13 protein-coding genes are annotated in these 17390 nt (G+C 57.9%); 8 read left to right on the top strand and 5 right to left on the bottom strand.

Annotated features, from left to right (window positions below):
* Positions 1 to 33 precede the first annotated feature (33 nt).
* Positions 34 to 1398 carry a formimidoylglutamate deiminase gene (locus Q1B21_RS14130; protein WP_299890275.1) on the bottom strand — a complete coding sequence of 455 codons (1365 nt, stop codon included), beginning with the start codon at positions 1396 to 1398 and terminating at the stop codon, positions 34 to 36.
* A gap of 81 nt (positions 1399 to 1479) precedes the next feature.
* On the opposite strand from Q1B21_RS14130, the gene hutI reads away from it, so the two are divergent.
* From hutI to nadC, 7 genes are all read left to right on the top strand, one after another.
* On the top strand, positions 1480 to 2691 hold the full coding sequence (hutI, locus tag Q1B21_RS14125; RefSeq protein WP_299890273.1) for an imidazolonepropionase: 1212 nt from the start codon (positions 1480 to 1482) through the stop codon (positions 2689 to 2691).
* A complete protein-coding gene (gene hutH, locus Q1B21_RS14120) occupies positions 2688 to 4226 on the top strand; it encodes a histidine ammonia-lyase (RefSeq protein WP_299890271.1) in 1539 nt (512 codons plus the stop codon). Before hutI ends, hutH begins: the two co-directional genes overlap by 4 nt.
* Complete coding sequence (gene hutG / locus Q1B21_RS14115) at positions 4223 to 5017, top strand: N-formylglutamate deformylase (protein ID WP_299890269.1); 795 nt, start codon at positions 4223 to 4225, stop codon at positions 5015 to 5017. The genes hutH and hutG overlap by 4 nt, the downstream gene beginning before the upstream one ends.
* A complete protein-coding gene (gene hutU / locus Q1B21_RS14110; protein ID WP_299890268.1) occupies positions 5014 to 6696 on the top strand; it encodes a urocanate hydratase in 1683 nt (560 codons plus the stop codon). The genes hutG and hutU overlap by 4 nt, the downstream gene beginning before the upstream one ends.
* Positions 6697 to 6871: 175 nt before the next feature.
* The gene (gene nadA, locus Q1B21_RS14105; protein WP_298935101.1) at positions 6872 to 7921 is read left to right on the top strand and encodes a quinolinate synthase NadA; all 1050 of its coding nucleotides are present in this window, start codon (positions 6872 to 6874) and stop codon (positions 7919 to 7921) included.
* A 6-nt stretch (positions 7922 to 7927) separates the two neighbouring features.
* Positions 7928 to 9496 carry an L-aspartate oxidase gene (locus Q1B21_RS14100; RefSeq protein ID WP_299890267.1) on the top strand — a complete coding sequence of 523 codons (1569 nt, stop codon included), beginning with the start codon at positions 7928 to 7930 and terminating at the stop codon, positions 9494 to 9496.
* A complete protein-coding gene (nadC, locus tag Q1B21_RS14095; RefSeq protein WP_299890264.1) occupies positions 9493 to 10341 on the top strand; it encodes a carboxylating nicotinate-nucleotide diphosphorylase in 849 nt (282 codons plus the stop codon). The genes Q1B21_RS14100 and nadC overlap by 4 nt, the downstream gene beginning before the upstream one ends.
* A gap of 80 nt (positions 10342 to 10421) precedes the next feature.
* Here the strand turns inward: nadC and Q1B21_RS14090 are convergent, their stop codons facing one another.
* The gene (locus Q1B21_RS14090) at positions 10422 to 12833 is read right to left on the bottom strand and encodes a YbcC family protein (protein ID WP_299890262.1); all 2412 of its coding nucleotides are present in this window, start codon (positions 12831 to 12833) and stop codon (positions 10422 to 10424) included.
* Between the two features lie 14 nt (positions 12834 to 12847).
* A complete protein-coding gene (locus Q1B21_RS14085; RefSeq protein WP_299890260.1) occupies positions 12848 to 14398 on the bottom strand; it encodes a proton-conducting transporter membrane subunit in 1551 nt (516 codons plus the stop codon).
* A gap of 116 nt (positions 14399 to 14514) precedes the next feature.
* Between Q1B21_RS14085 and Q1B21_RS14080 the strand changes: the two genes are divergently transcribed.
* Positions 14515 to 15390 carry a LysR family transcriptional regulator gene (locus Q1B21_RS14080; RefSeq protein ID WP_299890258.1) on the top strand — a complete coding sequence of 292 codons (876 nt, stop codon included), beginning with the start codon at positions 14515 to 14517 and terminating at the stop codon, positions 15388 to 15390.
* A gap of 35 nt (positions 15391 to 15425) precedes the next feature.
* On the opposite strand, the gene Q1B21_RS14075 is transcribed toward Q1B21_RS14080, so the two are convergent.
* Positions 15426 to 16436, bottom strand: a complete 1011-nt coding sequence (locus tag Q1B21_RS14075) for an iron ABC transporter permease (protein WP_299890256.1) — start codon at positions 16434 to 16436, stop codon at positions 15426 to 15428.
* Between the two features lies 1 nt (position 16437).
* The gene (locus Q1B21_RS14070; protein ID WP_299890254.1) at positions 16438 to 17388 is read right to left on the bottom strand and encodes an ABC transporter substrate-binding protein; all 951 of its coding nucleotides are present in this window, start codon (positions 17386 to 17388) and stop codon (positions 16438 to 16440) included.
* Positions 17389 to 17390 lie beyond the last annotated feature (2 nt).

Raw genomic sequence — 17390 nt, 5'->3', positions numbered from 1 at the left:
AATAGGGCGTGTGCAAAGGGTTGATTGCACCATCTAGAGGCAAGCCATCAGATGGGTCATCACCGTCCTGTATCGGGCAACGATCCTGTCTCGGTCAACATGCCGGCCCTCTTTGACACAATGACGGCCGGCCGACCACAGGTCCGTTACCACGTGATCCCTTGCGGCAAAGACAAAACCATCCAGAAGCTGTTCGGCTTTTAGGCAACACAAGGCTTGATCCCGACTGTCGATAGCAACCAGATCAGCCAGCATGCCTTCTGCGATCTGTCCTGCGGACCGACCCAAAGCCTGCGCGCCTCCAATAGCTGCCCCGCAATAGAGCGAGTGCCCGACAGATCCTTCGCCGCGAACCATTACGTTTCGCGACAGATCCCGCAGCCGCTGCGAATATTCAAGCATGCGCAGTTCTTCGGTCAATGAGATCAGAACATTAGAATCAGACCCGATGCCAAACGCCCCGCCTGACATAAGATAGTTTGCACCGTTAAAGGGACCGTCGCCAAGATTTGCCTCGGTGATCGGGCACAACCCGGCGACCGCACCGCTGGCAGCCATGTTTTGAGTTTCACGGTCGGTCATGTGGGTAGCGTGGATCAGGCACCACTTAGAATTGACGGGGGCATTGTTCAGCAGCCATTCGACGGGTCGCGCACCCAGCTCTGCTTCAATTTCCGCAACTTCTTTAGGTTGCTCAGCAATATGGATATGAATGGGCCCCGCCGAATGGGTCTTTAAGACGGCAGCCAGGTCGTGCGGCGAGGTGGCTCGCAAGGAATGGGGTGCAATCCCAAGCCGACAATCCTTGGGCAGGGATGAGAGAGCATCTTTGGCCTGGTCGACCAGCACACAAAAACGGGTGACGTTATTGCCAAAGCGTTTCTGAGCAGCTTCCAGTGGGTTTTCGCGCGCGCCCGAATAGGTGTAGAGAACCGGCAAATGAGTCAGGCCAATCCCGGTCTCGGCTGCGGCGGCCATGATCCGGTCCGACAACTCGCCCAACCGATCATAAGGTGTGCCGTCGGGTTGGTGATGGAGGTAGTGAAACTCGCCGACCGATGCAAACCCAGCCTCCTGCATTTCCATGTAGACCAGCGCCGCAATCGTCTGGATCTGATCGGGGTTCAGGTGAGCCGTAAAGCGATACATCAGCTCTCGCCAGGTCCAGAAACTGTCGCGCCCGACCATGCGGTGTTCCGTCATCCCGGCCATTGCCCGTTGAAACGCGTGGCTATGAAGATTGGCCATTGCCGGTAACAACGTGTCCGCCGTGATATCGCCGGGTTGCGCCACGCTGTCTTTTTGCAGGGACGAAATGTGCCCAGCATCGATTTCTAACCGCAGGTTGGTCACCCAGCCCGTATTCAGCAGGGCGTGCTTTGCGAAGATGGCAGACATTTTTACCTCATTTTATGCATAGACATATTACATAATGATTTGTACTAGAAAAGAGAGAATTGCAGAGGGGCTCTAAGTCGAATGGAGACGCAAGTTCGCGTATTTTCAGATCTGAACGCCGCGACGATGATCGGCGGGTCGGTGCCCTACGGGCTGATTGAGCGTGCGGCGATAGCGGTTGAGAATGAGCGTATCGTCTGGGTCGGGCCCCAAGAAGACCTACCGGACAAATATGCGGATCGACCCCGAACCGCGCTGGAAGGGCGTTTGGTAACGCCTGCGCTGATCGACTGTCACACACACGTGGTCCACGGCGGCCACCGCGCTGTTGAGTTTGAGATGCGCCTGAACGGGGCCAGTTACGAAGAGGTGGCGCGCGCTGGCGGTGGTATCATCTCGACCGTGAAAGCCACGCGCGCAGCCAGTGTAGACGACTTGATCGCGCAGGCCCTGCCGCGCGTCGATGCGATGCTGGCCGAAGGTGTGTCGGTCGTAGAGGTCAAATCCGGCTATGGTTTGGACCCGGATACCGAGTTGAACATGCTTCGCGCCGCACGGGCCTTACCGAGCCATCGTCCCATCCGTGTCGTGACCAGCTTTCTTGGCGCGCATGCTGTGCCCGACGAATTCAATGGCAGGGCAGAGGCGTATATCGCTGAGGTGTGCATCCCGACACTGAAAGAGGCTCATGCGCAGGGGTTAGTGGATGCCGTGGACGCGTTCTGCGAAGGCATCGCGTTCTTGCCCGAGCAATTGGTGCCGCTGTTCGAGGTTGCCAAAGAACTGGGACTACCTGTCAAACTGCACGCCGAGCAACTATCGAACCTGGGTGGGGCGAAACTGGCAGCGAACTACGGCGCATTGTCAGCGGATCACATCGAATACCTCGATCAGGACGGCGTTGACGCCATGGCCAAAGCAGGCACCCTTGCCGTGATCCTTCCGGGTGCTTTCTACACGTTGCGTGAGACACAGGCACCGCCGATTGATCTGCTACGAGCAGCAGGCGTGCCCATGGCTTTGGCCACGGATTGCAACCCGGGATCGGCTCCGATGACCTCATTGCTTTTGGCTATGAATATGGGATGCACCCTGTTTCGTATGACCCCCGAAGAAGTCCTGCAAGGCGTCACGGCCCACGCGGCTCGCGCCTTGGGTCTGTCAGATTGCGGTCAGATCGCCCCGGGTTTGCGCGCTGATCTGGCAGTTTGGAACGTAACCCACCCGGCCGAACTGTCGTATCGCATTGGTTTTAATCCGTTGCATACCCGCATTACCGGAGGTGATCTGTGACAAGTCTGACGCTGACCCCCGGCACTGTTTCTTTACAGCAACTTGAACAGGTATTCCGCAAAGAATGCGCCGTGCGTTTGGATGCGACTTGCCGCCCTGCGATTGAGGCTGCGCACCAAAGTATCGCCGCCGCAGCAGCTGGCGATGCGGCGGTCTACGGCGTCAATACTGGCTTTGGCAAACTGGCCAGCGTCAAGATCGCACCCGAGGATACTGCGACCCTGCAGCGCAACCTGATCCTCAGCCATTGCTGTGGTGTTGGGCCAGCGATCCCGCGTGCACATGCGCGATTGATGATGGTGTTAAAGCTGCTCAGCCTTGGGCGTGGTGCATCAGGTGTACGGTTGGAATTGATTGACCTTCTAGAGGCAATGCTAGCCAAAGGCGTTACGCCCGTGATCCCGGCGCAGGGCTCGGTTGGGGCTTCGGGTGATCTCGCGCCCCTTTCGCATATGGCTGCTGTCATGATGGGTGCTGGAGAGGCCGAGTTCAAAGGTAACGTGATGCCCGGCGACGCGGCCCTGGCGGCAGCTGGTTTGAACCCGGTTGAACTGGGCCCCAAGGAAGGGCTGGCGCTGATCAATGGTACGCAGTTCTCCACCGCTTTTGCGTTGGCCGGTCTGTTTGGAGCCTGGCAGGCGGCGCAAAGCGCTCTGGTCACCTCGGCCCTGACCACCGATGCGATTATGGGCTCAACTGCTCCGCTGCAGCCCGAGATTCACAGCTTGCGCGGCCATCGCGGTCAGATCGAAGCCGGGGCAACCATGCGTGCCCTCCTGGCCGGATCTGTTATCCGTGAAAGCCACCGGGACGGCGATACACGTGTGCAGGATCCCTATTGCATTCGCTGCCAGCCTCAGGTCGTCGGTGCAGCGATGGATGTTTTGCGTCAAGCGGCGACAACGCTTGAGATTGAAGCCAATGCGGCCACGGACAATCCTCTGGTCTTGTCCAAAGCGGGGCTGATCGTATCGGGCGGGAACTTCCACGCCGAGCCGGTGGGTTTTGCCGCCGATATGATCGCGCTGGCCCTGGCAGAAATCGGAGCTATTGCGCAGCGGCGCATTGCCCTGATCGTTGATCCGGTGCTGAGCTTTGATCTGCCGCCTTTCCTGACCCCCAACCCCGGGTTGAATTCAGGCTATATGATCGCCGAGGTGACCACTGCCGCGCTGATGAGCGAGAACAAGCATCTGGCCAATCCCTGCGTCACTGACAGTACGCCAACCTCGGCCAATCAAGAGGACCATGTGTCCATGGCTGCCCATGGTGCCCGCCGGTTGGGGCAGATGGTGACCAATTTAGAACGCATTCTGGGGGTCGAGCTGCTTTGCGCCACACAAGGTGTCGAATTTCGCTCACCTTTGCCAACCAGCGACGCGCTGCAGGGCGTTATGGCTCGCCTGCGCGCGGTTGTTCCAGTTCTGGAAGATGACCGTTATGTCGCCCCGGATATCGAGGCCGCCGCGACCCTGATTGGCAGCGGCGAGATTGCCCAAGGCACGGGGATCACCATGCCGGATCTTGGCGCATGACGAACCCCGTCGAAATCACACGGGGCACCGGCCCAGTGGTTCTTGGCCTACCGCACACCGGTACTTATGTGCCGCCTGTGATCAAGGCCAAACTGAACGCCCGTGGCAAGGAGCTGACGGATACGGATTGGCATATTCACAGTCTTTACGATGGGCTTTTGGCGGATACGACGACGGTCAGGGCGATGTTCCACCGCTATGTGATCGACGCGAATCGTGACCCCTCAGGTGTGTCGCTTTATCCTGGGCAGAACACGACGACACTGGTGCCTTTGACCGATTTTGACGGGCGGGACATCTGGGATGTTCCTCCTTCGGAGCAGGATATCTCAGATCGGCGCGATGCGTTCCACAGCCCGTATCATACAGCACTTGAAGCAGAGCTGGAGCGTGTGAGAGCGATCCATGGGACTGCGGTGCTTTATGACTGTCATTCAATCCGCAGCCGCATTCCCTTCCTGTTCGACGGTAAACTGCCAGATATGAATATTGGCACAGACGGTGGTGCCACTTGTGCGCCGGACATCGAGACCATTGCCCATGAGTTTGCTGCCTCATCGCCCTACAGCACGGTCTTGAACGGGCGTTTTCGAGGAGGCTGGACCACGCGACGCTATGGTCGCCCATCCGAGGGTATCCACGCTATTCAGATGGAGCTGGCCCAATCCACTTATCTGACCGCAGAGGCCCCGCCCTGGACTTATGATCTAGAAAAAGCCACCCGCCTGCGCCGCTGGCTCACCGACATTCTGGACGCCATCCAAGATACAGTATTGGAGCTTGCCCCATGACCGATCCTCGCAAAAACACCCGTCACGTTTATCCACCCACTGGCCCGGAACTGAATGCCAAAAGCTGGATGACCGAAGCGCCGATGCGGATGCTGATGAACAACCTTCATCCCGATGTGGCCGAGAACCCGCATGAGCTGGTGGTCTATGGTGGCATTGGTCGCGCTGCGCGGACGTGGAAGGATTTTGATACGATTGTCGCCAGTCTGAAAGAGTTGGAAGATGACGAAACGCTGGTGGTTCAGTCCGGCAAGCCCGTCGCCATTGTCCGAACCCACACAGACGCGCCCCGGGTGCTGATTGCGAATTCCAACCTTGTGCCGCATTGGGCCAACTGGGACCACTTCAATGAGCTCGATAAGAAGGGCCTGATGATGTACGGCCAGATGACGGCGGGTTCGTGGATCTATATCGGAACGCAAGGCATCGTGCAGGGCACTTATGAGACCTTTGCCGAGGCCGGGCGACAGCATTATGACGGTGACCTGACTGGGAAATGGATCCTGACCGGAGGCTTGGGCGGTATGGGCGGTGCGCAACCGCTGGCCGCCGTATTCGCCGGGGCCTGCTGTCTGGCTGTTGAGTGCAACCCCAACAGCATCGATTTCCGGCTGCGCACCAAGTACCTTGATGAAAAAGCCGAAACGCTGGACGAAGCCCTTGAGTTGATCGACCGTTGGACCAAGGCGGGCGAGGCAAAGTCGGTGGGTCTGCTGGGCAACGCGGCTGAAATTTTCCCGGAAATCTATAACCGGATGCAGGCGGGCGGGATGCGGCCCGATATCGTTACCGACCAAACCTCGGCCCATGATCCGGTGAACGGGTATCTTCCGTTGGGTTGGACCATGGCGCAATGGAAAGACAGGCGCGAAAGCGATCCGAAATCGGTAGAGAAAGCCGCGCGCGCCTCGATGAAACAGCATGTTTCTGCGATGGTGGACTTCTGGAACGCGGGCGTGCCGACGTTGGATTATGGCAACAATATCCGACAGGTGGCGCAGGATGAGGGACTGGAGAATGCCTTTGCCTTCCCCGGCTTTGTGCCTGCCTATATCCGCCCGCTGTTTTGTAGAGGTGTTGGCCCGTTCCGCTGGTGCGCCCTTTCAGGCGACCCAGAAGATATCTACAAGACCGACGCCAAAATGAAGGAGTTATTCCCCGAGAACGCTCACCTGCATAACTGGTTGGACATGGCGCGGGACCGGATTGCGTTTCAGGGTCTGCCCGCGCGGATCTGCTGGATCGGGTTGGGTGACCGCCACAAAGCGGGGTTGGCGTTCAATGAAATGGTGCGCACTGGCGAGTTGAAAGCCCCCGTTGTCATCGGGCGGGATCATCTGGACAGTGGCTCGGTCGCCTCGCCCAATCGCGAGACCGAAGCGATGAAAGATGGCTCGGATGCCGTTTCCGACTGGCCGCTGTTAAACGCCTTGGTCAATACAGCCTCGGGCGCAACCTGGGTGTCGCTACATCATGGCGGTGGCGTTGGCATGGGGTTCAGCCAACATGCGGGCGTGGTGATCTGTGCAGACGGAACCGACGCCGCCGCCAAACGGTTGGAGCGGGTTTTGTGGAACGATCCCGCCTCAGGGGTTTGGCGCCATGCGGACGCAGGTTACGACATCGCCAAAGATTGCGCCCGGGAACACGGTTTGCGCCTGCCGGGCATCCTTGGGTGACCAAATCGCCCGGAATGTCTGATGCACTCCGGGCGTTTCCTGCCATCTATGGATTTGCCAGCCTAACTTAGCGCTAACGTCGAAATTTCCGGTTTCGGATTTAAACTCTATCGGATACGCCTATGTTTTTATGTAGCCCGCCAGGCACACGACAACTGAAAAGGTGGTTCGTCCGTTGCTCGATATTACACATGTTCGGTCCGTTCTGACGGACGTCTATGACCTTGCCCCTTCGGCCACGCTGGCCGCAGAGATGCAGGATATCTATGCGCGTATGGACCGGGTGATCAGCCCGCCGGATTGGGCAGTCTATGCGCCCTATGTCCGTGCAATCAATGCGCTAAAGAAAGAGCGTAACGCGGTGATCCTTGGGCATAATTACATGACACCCGAGATCTTCCACGGCGTCTCCGACTTTGTTGGCGATAGCCTGCAGCTGGCCATGAAAGCCAGCGACGTCAAAGAGGACGTGATCGTTCAGGCGGGTGTGCATTTCATGGCTGAGACGTCGAAAATCCTGAGCCCGCAAAAGACCGTGCTGATGCCAGACATGGCCGCCGGTTGCTCGCTAGCAGAATCGATCACGGCCGATGGGGTTGAAGAGATGCGCGCCAAATACCCAGGCGCACCCGTTGTTTCTTATGTAAACACTACGGCCGAGGTCAAAGCCGCCTCGGACATCTGTTGCACGTCGTCCAACGCAGTTCAGATCGTGAATGCGATGGACAGCGACACGGTCATCATGACGCCTGACCAGTATCTGGCGCAAAACGTCGCCAATGAAAGCCACAAGAACGTTGTGTATTGGCCCGGCTCTTGCATTGTGCACGAGCAATACACGGCAAAAGACCTGCGCGATTTCAGAGAGTGGAACCCCGGCACGCAATTGATTGCCCACCCGGAATGTACGCCGGATGTTGTGGCCGAGGCTGATTTTTCGGGATCCACCAGCGGTATTCTCAAGTACGTGCACGACAAAAAGCCCGAGCGCGCGATGCTGATCACAGAATGCTCGATGGCGTCGAACATTGCCGATGAGTTGCCAGAGGTCGAATTTGTCGGACCCTGCAACATGTGCCCCTACATGAAGAAGATCACGCTGGAAAAGATTCTCTACGTTTTGCACACGATGGAAGGTCAGGTCGAGGTCGATGAAGATGTCGCTGACAAGGCACGTAAGTCGGTGCAAGCGATGATTGATCTGTCACGCAAGCTTGGTCTCTGATCGAAAATGACCGAAATCACGACGGACCGGGTTGTTATCGTAGGGGCCGGGCTTGGTGCGCTCTATGCCGCGCTGAAACTGGCGCCGCGACCCGTTGCTGTGATCTCACCTGATCCGTTGGGCGAAGGGGCCAGTTCCGCATGGGCCCAAGGTGGCGTGGCCGCAGCGATGGACCGTGCGGACAGTCCGGAAAGCCACGCAGAAGACACTGTAAAAGCCGGGGCAGGAACCGTCGTGCCCGATGTTGCAGATCTGGTGACCCGCGAAGCACGCGACTACATTCTCGACTTGACGACGATGGGCACACCTTTCGATCGCTCGGAAGATGGCGGCTATGTTCTGTCCCGTGAAGCCGCCCATAGTTTCGCCCGTGTTGTGCGGGTCAAGGGCGATCAAGCTGGCAGTGAGATCATGGCTGCCTTGATTGATCGTGTCCGGGAAACGCCATCTATTCAGGTTCTCGAGGGCACAATTGCCGTTGGATTGGCCGTGTCGGACGGGCAGGTGACGGGCGTCGCTGTTCAGGACGCTTCCGAGGATGGTTCGCAGACCGTGACATTGCGGGCCTCGGCGGTGTTGTTGGCCGGTGGCGGGTCCGGTGGTCTTTATGCACTAACAACCAATCCCCCACGTATTCGCGGGCAGGTTATTGGCATGGCCGCGCGGGCCGGTGCGTTGATTGCCGACGCCGAATTTGTCCAATTCCACCCCACCGCGATGGACGTGGGCGAAGATCCTGCACCCTTGGCGACCGAAGCCCTGCGCGGGGAAGGCGCTGTTCTTATCAACAAACACGGCGCGCGTTTTATGCAGGCCATGCACCCAGACGCAGAACTTGCCCCACGGGACGTTGTGGCCCGCGCCATCTTTGCGGAGGTTCAAGCCGGGAACCGGCCCATGCTGGACACGCGCACAGCCTTGGGCGAGCGGGTCAAAGACCTGTTCCCGTCTGTTGCTAGCTACTGTGCTCGCAATAACATCGACCCCGCAAGAGACCCAATCCCTGTAGCGCCGGCCGCGCATTACCACATGGGCGGGATTGCGACCGACACTGAAGGTCGGGCCAGTCTTAGTGGCTTGTGGGTGTGTGGTGAGGCCTCATCAACGGGATTGCACGGGGCAAACAGATTAGCGTCGAATGGCCTGTTAGAAGCGTTGGTCTACGCCCGCATCTGTGCTGACGGCATAGCGGACACTTTGCCACCCGTTGCAGATGCGGATTTAATCGAAATTCAATTTGCCGACGGTAAGTCGCCCAACAAGGCCAAAGCGGTTGAAGACCTGCGCAAGACCATGACGCAAAACGTCGGGGTGGTCCGAGACCGCGCAGGGTTGACGCGGGCGTTGCAAGTAATCGAAGCGCTTGAGGCGGAACATGGCGATTGCCAGCAATTCCGCAATATGTGCGCCACCGCGACCTTGATTGCCGCAGGTGCCTTGGTCCGCGAAGAAAGCCGCGGTGCCCACGAGCGATCCGATTTTCCGGAAACGACCGAAGGGCCCGGCAAACGGTCTCGGATGTACCTGTCCGATGCACTCACCATTCGGGCCCAGGCCTGCAAGGAGCTAACATGAGTTTCTCAAACCTGCCTGATCTTGTCCTCGAACCGATGATCAAGACTGCGTTGATGGAAGACCTCGGCAGCTATGGCGATGTGACGACACGCACCGTTATTCCCGATGGCGTAACCTACCAGGCACGGCTGAACGCACGCGAGGATGCGGTTGTATCCGGTATGCAAGTGGCAGCGATTGCCTTTCGTTTGGTTGATCCTTCGCTTGAAGTAACTTCACATACACAGGATGGGGCTGCGTGCCGTAGTGGCGATAGCCTTATGACCATCTCCGGATCTGCCGCGTCCATCCTGTCGGGTGAGCGGGTCGCCTTGAACTTCGCCGGTCGGCTGACCGGAATTGCAACTCAGACGGCAGCATTCGTTGAACAAACCAAAGGTACTTCGGCCCGCGTGACTTGCACCCGCAAGACAACGCCGGGGCTTCGGATGGTTGAAAAGCTGGCAGTGCTGCATGGCGGTGGCTTCAATCATCGCTACTCGCTATCCGATGCAATTTTGATAAAGGACAACCACATCGCCGCAGCGGGCGGCATCCGCCAGGTATTGGATGCCGCGAAGGCGCAAGCCAGTCACATGATGGCTGTGGAGATCGAGGTGGACCGGCTGGACCAACTGGCAGAAGTGCTTGAAGTAGGTGGTGCCTCGGTGGTGTTGCTGGACAATATGGACAATGACACGCTGCGCGAGGCGGTTTCCATGGTGGACGGACGTATCAGGACCGAGGCCAGCGGCAATGTGACACTCGACCGAATCGCATCCATTGCTGCGACCGGGGTGGACTATATCTCATCCGGTGCGCTGACGCATTCTGTGCGGACTGTCGATCTGGGCCTGGATTTCTAAAAGGCACTGTTCTGACTTTTCCGCGCTTCGCGGTGTGAAGTTGGTTCGGGGGGCACGTCCGGACCAACCAATTGGCGCCATTATTCTGCGGCTATAGTTTGATGTTCCTCAGCATTGTTTGTCATCGGGACCCATTCCAGATCGCGATGATAGCGCCATGCCAAATCGCCGTTCTCATCCATTGCAATCAAGTGTAGCCAGCGATTATCAAACAGAGCCTTAACACCCGAATGCCTTTCTAGGATGCCATTCATAGCTTCAATCGGGGCTTCGATGATAACGGACAGGCGCAGCGGCTCATGCTGCAGGTTTTCTCCATCATGAACCGACTGCCATGGCAGCCCGGGCCGCAATGACCCGCCATTTCCTTCAACCACGCCGATACCACCGACAACGTTGTGCAACAGCTTGTTGCCGCCACCAAACAGTTTGGGTGCGACGGTCGAGCCGTAATATTGCAAGCTGATCCAGCTGGCGACCACGACTGGCGCGGTCATAATCAGTTCCAAAACTCCAAGACCTTCGTCTGCGCGCCAGTCGTAACTATGAAGGAATGATCGCCCAGCGAGACCGACCCCGTCGGTCCGATTGCGCGAGGCCGCGATGAAGGTCCGGCATCCGGCCAATCCCCATTCCGGCCGCAACTCGGCCCAATCCACGGCGCGGCGCGCGATGTCGTCCGATTTGGTCGCACGCGGCAGTCGGTCGGCGCGTTCGGCCCGCGCCAAACGTCCGGCTGACTGTAACCAACCTCTCAGGTTTTCAATTTCCTCTGCCTGCGCGCCCTTACCGATATCCTGATCGAATAGAGTCACCTCATCGGTTGTCGTATGATGCAACGCTGGCAGGAACAGCGTATCCGTCGGAATATCGATGCCTGCCGTGCGCAACCCGTCACGCACCGCGCCGTCATTTAACAACCCAGCCAAAAGGCGCGCACTGACATCCCCTGCATGCCCTCCGCAGGCGCCGCATTGCAACGCACTTTCGTGCGGGTTGTTTGTGACATCCGCACCATGGCCAGTCAGCATGACAATTGGCGCGAAATTATCGGTCAGTGACATCGCTGTCAGTATGGATTTGGCCATATCGACACGCGTTGCCAGATCAATCGACGGGTCCAATTGCGGCGCGGGATCGATCCGGCCAGTCCCATTCTTCGGACCCATCGCATCGCGCAATAGTTTCCCAGCATAAACGGGGCCGGTGGCTTCGACAAAGGCGAACGACGATACTGCTGCCAGTTTGAACCGACCCCAAGCACGCTTGGCCCGCGCTGTGTACCGACGTTTGAGATCAGCGTGCTGATCCTCCGCCGCGGTTGAGGTGACATTTGGGTTCAACAGGACCGGTCCGCGCAGCTCGGTCACATCTGATCCGGCGGCCTTATGAGCACTGGCCAGCCCAAAAAAACCGGCAAAGCCAATTGTCTCAATACCGGCGCCCTGTGCTTCAAGCGCACGGCGGAACACTTCAGACCGTACGTCGATACAAAACGCAGCCTGAACCAATGGGCGTCCTTCAGCTTTGCGAGGGTGATGCGCCGTCAGAGCTTCGCCAAGCTTCCTTTGCTGCGCCCGTTCTGTAGCATCTTGCCAGATCGCGTCGATAGCCAAGTCTCGGGTCGGGGTAATAGGTGCTTCGTGCTGAGCGATTGTTTCGACCCAACGGGCCGAGATTTGATCCCGATATTGATTGAACAACGCCTCTTCAAACACCAGCCGAATGGCCAGTAGTTCCGTCGTTGTCGTTTCGGTCTGCCCTGCAAGTTCGGCCTGCCACAAAAGGTAGCGCGCATACTGCGCCCAACCGCCCAACGTGATGAGCCAGCGATGAAAGGCTGTGCCTGCCGAGCCCGGCGTCACACCAAGGGTTTCACAGGCCCGGCCAATGGCGCGCCATTGTGATCTGTTGGTCCCGGCCACAAAGGCGCCGAACCCTTTTAGCCCATGAATTTCAAGTGTCAGATCACGCGAGGCAAAGTCGCGCCATGCACTGAACGCCCCGCCTGTCCGGGCGGGCTGCCACAGCGCTTGCCCTTGATCAAAGTGACTGGCCGCCCAAGCGCCAATCCGTTCCTCAATCAATCCCGACCAATCGACACCAGATACTTCGGTGGCAAGTTCAGCAACTGTAGGCAACGCTGCCATAGGTTCAGGTTCTGCGCCCAATGCAGTCTTCAGGTCCTCAAGGCTGGGAATATCAAACGGAGTGTCGATGGCCGTGCGCGCCTCGACCAGATCAGCATCCAACAGTTCACCTGTCCTGAGCTTTTGTGCCCAAACTGACCGATCTGGTGTGATACGTTGGCCCGCCACCCGTCCCAGACGGGCCGCGGCCACGGCGAAACTCTCGTCTTGGTGTCCAAGGAACGGGTTCACGGCAACGCTTGAAGCAAGTGGGAACAGTGGTGGTATCTGACGGACAGCATCATTGGCAATTGCGACCAGTTCCAAAAGAGCGGCGGGATAGCTTTCGTGTTTCATATACATCTCAAGTGGTCCTTTCACGCGGCCCGGTGCCTGGACCATCCGTCCAGCAGCCGATCAAAAATTGCGTTTGCGTACAGCCCGTTCGAAAGATGGACCCGTAAACCGGCGGCAGCCGGATGCGATGCCCAAAGCGGGAAGGTGGATTGTGCTAGCGCAACAGCGCCAAAGCTGACCAAGGCGAGAATGATCAGGGCCCATTCCAAGGGACCGGGGGCAGGGGTTGTTGGCAGAGTTCCTGCAGTCAGGTGTTGCGCGGCCATTTGGAGTACGAAGTAGCTAACCGAGGTGACACTTGCATAGATCACAGTGCGGCGCGTCAGTGCGCCAGGTGCGGCATCGGCAAAGCCCTGCGCCAGCAAATACGCGACGCCAAAGATCAAGATCACACCCAGAGCGATCGCCTGAATTGACTTTCCGTCGATGCCAAAGATCGCGGCAACCACGCCGTATATGAGAATTCCAATCACAAATGCCTGCAGCACATTTCTTGGGCTTGGCACTGCAACCGGGCCGGGTTTGCGCGTTGCGGCCACATTGCGCACAGCCTCACCAGCGCTGAGGAAGGCGTGCGCCTTGTAGAGGGAATGTGCCACGATATGCAGCAGCGCCAGTGGAAACAGGGCCAACCCGCATTGCATGATCATGAACGCCATCTGCGCAATGGTGGACCAGGCTAGTGATGTTTTGACGGCAGGTTGTGTCAGCATCACGAGACCGCCGAACAGCGCGGTGAACCCGCCTAACATTACCAATAACGCCATGATCCCCGGCGCCACCAGCATGACATCGGCAAACCGGATCAACAGGAACCCGCCAGCATTGATGACGCCAGCGTGTAACAGGGCGGAAACCGGCGTAGGGGCCTCCATAACTTCCGTTAACCAGCCATGAATTGGGAATTGCGCTGACGCCATGACAGCCGCGACGGCAATCAGCAGCGCGGCGGCTATGGTCAGTGCTGTGGGCTGCGCCGAGGACAAGATCGTGGCGACGTCCGAGGTACCATAGGCCAAAACCAGCAGTAGTAGAGCACCCGCCAATGCGAGTTCACTGATCCGGGCGACGACTGCCTTTTTGCGGGCGGCGCGTTGCGCCGTGGTGCGGTCTGGATAGAACAGCAAGAGCTTGTGCAACGTCAGGCTTGTCACAACCCAGGCCGCTAGCAATTGGCTTAGATTGCCGGACATCACCAGCAGCAAAACCGCTGCCAGCGTGGCCGACATCCAGCCCATAAAGGCGCCCTGACGGGGTTCTCCGTCCATGTAGGTTGCGGAATACCGAAGGACAATCCAGCCGATGAAACTGACTAGAACCAGCATTATGGCGCTGACCGCGTCCAGACGTACAGACAGGCCGATTCCCCACAATCCGATCAAGCCGGATGTCCCTGCGCCTTGGGTGATCAACAACAAAGCCGCCAAGGCCGACACTGCAAACGCTGCCAAGGCCGACCATTCTGACAGCTTTGGGACTATGCCGGGGCGCAAACCCGGATGTTTGCTGGCATACCAGGCTGAGGCCATTAAGATCAAAGGGCTCAGCAATGGAAAAAACAAGTGAATCATGATTTAGGTCCCTCAAGGTTTCAGGCTGCATCAGCCCGCCTAGCAGGACATATTTCGTAAGTATGATTATGAAAAATTCATTGTTTGGTTGATATCATTCTATTAAATAGAACGATATGCCGTTGAACTATCATCACCTGAGGTATTTTTGGGCCGTCGCACATGACGGGAACCTGACCCGCACAGCACAACGTTTGAACCTGTCGCAATCTGCTTTGTCAGTTCAGATCAAGGATCTTGAAGAACGTCTGGGGCACCCTCTGTTCGAACGCCGGGGTCGCAAGCTGCACCTGACCGAAGCGGGCCGCATTGCGCTGGACCATGCGGACGCAATTTTCGCTACCGGCCAAGAACTTGTGGCCACTTTGCAAGACGCAGCAAACACAAGGCAAGCGCTGCGTGTCGGCGCTCAGGCGACCTTGTCACGGAACTTTCAGATCGGGTTTCTGCGGCCTATTTTAGGGCGAACCGATGTTGAGGTCATCTTGCGTTCAGGCAGCCCAAGCGAATTGCTCGAAGGGTTGGAAACGCTGAATTTCGATCTGGTTTTGATGAATCATGAACCTGCAAGCGACAGCTTGACCAAATTCGAAACCCATCATCTAGCAGAACAACCCGTAAGTATTGTGGGTACTCCGGCCCGGCTGGACCCGAAGCGCGCGATCAAAGACTTGCTGGCGGAACACCCTTTCATTCTGCCGACCACCAACAACAGTGTCCGCACGGCATTCGACGCAATGGCTAGCCGTCTTGCGGTTCGCCCGCAGATCGCGGCCGAGGTTGATGACATGGCGATGATGCGTCTTTTGGCCCGAGAAGATATCGGGCTGGCCCTGGTCGCGCCGATTGTGGTTCAGGATGAGCTATCCTCGGGCCGACTGGTTGAGGCGCAGGAGCATCCGCGCATCAAAGAAAACTTTCATGCGGTGACATTTCGGCGGCGTTTTCCAAACCCGTTGATCCAGCTGTTGTTGGCCAACAATTTGTCCTGATCGAGGTGTCTCTGGCCGGGTTCGAACCGAGATCTTCAGTCGGTACGTGCTGATTTGAACAAGTACAAAAACACAAACAGCGATCCGATGGATGTCGTCACGATCCCAACGGGCAGTTCCTGTGGCGCGAGCAAAAGGCGCGACAGAATATCGGAGAGGGTAAGCAGGATCGCCCCAACAATTGCGGATGCAATCAGAAGGTTACGGTGCAGGGTTCCGGCGATCCCACGTGCGATATGGGGCACCATGAGGCCAACGAACCCGATTACCCCGGCAACCGAAACGAAACTTGCCGTTGCCAAAGCCGCCACGAAGAACATGCGAAAGCGCAAACCCTGAACCGGAATGCCCAATGTGGCGGCCGTGAAATCTCCGGTCAGCAGCGCATCCAGCCAGCGGCTGCGGTACAATGCGTAGCCAAGGATCAGCCCAAGCCCGATCAGCACCAGCGGAAACGTCTCCCACCGGGCCAGCCCCAGCCCGCCAAGCATCCAGAAGATCACCGAATGTGCAGCGCGGCTGTCGCCCGCAAAAATCAGGTAATTTGTGATTGCCGAAAACAGGAACGAAACGGCCAGGCCAGCTAGGATCAGCTTTTCTGGCGCGCTGGTGCGTAGCCCCTGAACCAGTGCAAGCACGATCGCGGATGCAATCAAACCGCCGCAAAATGCAGCAAGGGGCAAGGTCCAGATGCCCAGTACATCACCAGTGACGGTGATGACCAAAACAGCCCCAGCCGCCGCGCCTGAAGACAGTCCAAAAAGGAACGGGTCCGCCAGATCATTGCGTGTCGTGGTTTGCAACACCACGCCGACAACGCCCAAACCTGCGCCAATCACGGCCGCAAACAAGGCGCGCGGCAAGCGCAGGTCGAAGACTATTCGGTGCAGGGGCGACATTTCACCTTCGGTCAGGCCGGTTCCCAATCCAATGGCTGCCAATACGTCCGAAACTGGGATCGGTGTGGTGCCATAGATCGTGGACAACAGCAAAAGGGCGGTCAGAACGACCGCCCCCAGCCCTACTATGCGGCCTGTATGGCCCATGTCAGTTGATTTCCGGGTGCATCGCCCGCGCCATTTTCTCGATCGCTTCGATATTCGCCGGCCCGGGCGTCAGTTCTTCGTATCGCAACCCGATCCAGCGCTCGTTCTTGACCGCATCGGTTTGCGACATCACTGGATGGTCCTGAAGAAATTCGAACGTGTCCGCCGCTCCATTGCCGGTTTGGTAGTCCAACAACACCAGAAACTCGGGGTTTGATGCGGCAACAGCTTCCCACGAGGTGCGGCCCCAGCTGGTGTCCAGATCGTGGGTGACGTTTTCGCCACCGGCGGCAGCGATCATCGCGTCAGGTATGGCAAACTTGCCTGCCGTAAAGGGCGCGTCCGCCGGACCGTCCAACAGGAAGACGCGAGGTTTTGCCAGATCAGCGGTCCGTGTTTCGATGTCCGATAGCTGATCTTTCCATTCGGTGACCAGCGCTTCGGCCTTGTCTTCAACATGCATGACCTTGCCCAGGCGCAATACATCGTCAAACAGAAGGTTCATGCTGGCGTCGGGGCGATCCTTGTCCAGATGCACGCAGCTTTCTGTCAGGATCATGGTTTTGATGCCAAAGGGCGTCAACGTGTCGGGCGTCACGTCGCCACCTGGCTTCATGCCATAGTACCAACCGGCGAAGAACAGATCCGGCTCGACAGCCACCAAATTCTCGATCGTGGGGTATTTTGGGGCAAGTTCAGGGATTTCGCCGCGCAGCGCATCAAAATCGGGGCTGGTTTTGTACCAACCCGTGATCCCGGTCAGACCAACAATCTTGTCTTGCAGACCCAACGCAAAGGCCATGTCGGTCATATTCATATCGTGCACAACCAACCGCTCGGGCATTGTGTCAAACACCAATGGCTCACCGCAGTTTTCCACGGACATTTCGTGCGCGGCAGCACCGTTGGCCAGGCCGGTGATCAACGCCACAGGCCAGAGTTTCTGCATCATGA

It is taken from the genome of uncultured Ruegeria sp. (assembly GCF_947504215.1).
GTDB lineage: Bacteria > Pseudomonadota > Alphaproteobacteria > Rhodobacterales > Rhodobacteraceae > Ruegeria.
Note: the sequence above shows the minus strand (reverse complement) of the source record. Positions and strands in the feature narration are given on the sequence as shown.

Coding starts and splice junctions, on each gene's coding strand:
- Q1B21_RS14080 (WP_299890258.1), top strand. CDS start 14,515: ATGCCGTTGAACTATCATCACCTGAGGTATTTTTGGGCCGTCGCACAT.
- Q1B21_RS14130 (WP_299890275.1), bottom strand. CDS start 1,398: ATGTCTGCCATCTTCGCAAAGCACGCCCTGCTGAATACGGGCTGGGTG.
- Q1B21_RS14070 (WP_299890254.1), bottom strand. CDS start 17,388: ATGATGCAGAAACTCTGGCCTGTGGCGTTGATCACCGGCCTGGCCAAC.
- Q1B21_RS14075 (WP_299890256.1), bottom strand. CDS start 16,436: ATGGGCCATACAGGCCGCATAGTAGGGCTGGGGGCGGTCGTTCTGACC.
- Q1B21_RS14100 (WP_299890267.1), top strand. CDS start 7,928: ATGACCGAAATCACGACGGACCGGGTTGTTATCGTAGGGGCCGGGCTT.
- hutI (WP_299890273.1), top strand. CDS start 1,480: ATGGAGACGCAAGTTCGCGTATTTTCAGATCTGAACGCCGCGACGATG.
- hutG (WP_299890269.1), top strand. CDS start 4,223: ATGACGAACCCCGTCGAAATCACACGGGGCACCGGCCCAGTGGTTCTT.
- hutU (WP_299890268.1), top strand. CDS start 5,014: ATGACCGATCCTCGCAAAAACACCCGTCACGTTTATCCACCCACTGGC.
- Q1B21_RS14085 (WP_299890260.1), bottom strand. CDS start 14,398: ATGATTCACTTGTTTTTTCCATTGCTGAGCCCTTTGATCTTAATGGCC.
- Q1B21_RS14090 (WP_299890262.1), bottom strand. CDS start 12,833: ATGTATATGAAACACGAAAGCTATCCCGCCGCTCTTTTGGAACTGGTC.
- nadC (WP_299890264.1), top strand. CDS start 9,493: ATGAGTTTCTCAAACCTGCCTGATCTTGTCCTCGAACCGATGATCAAG.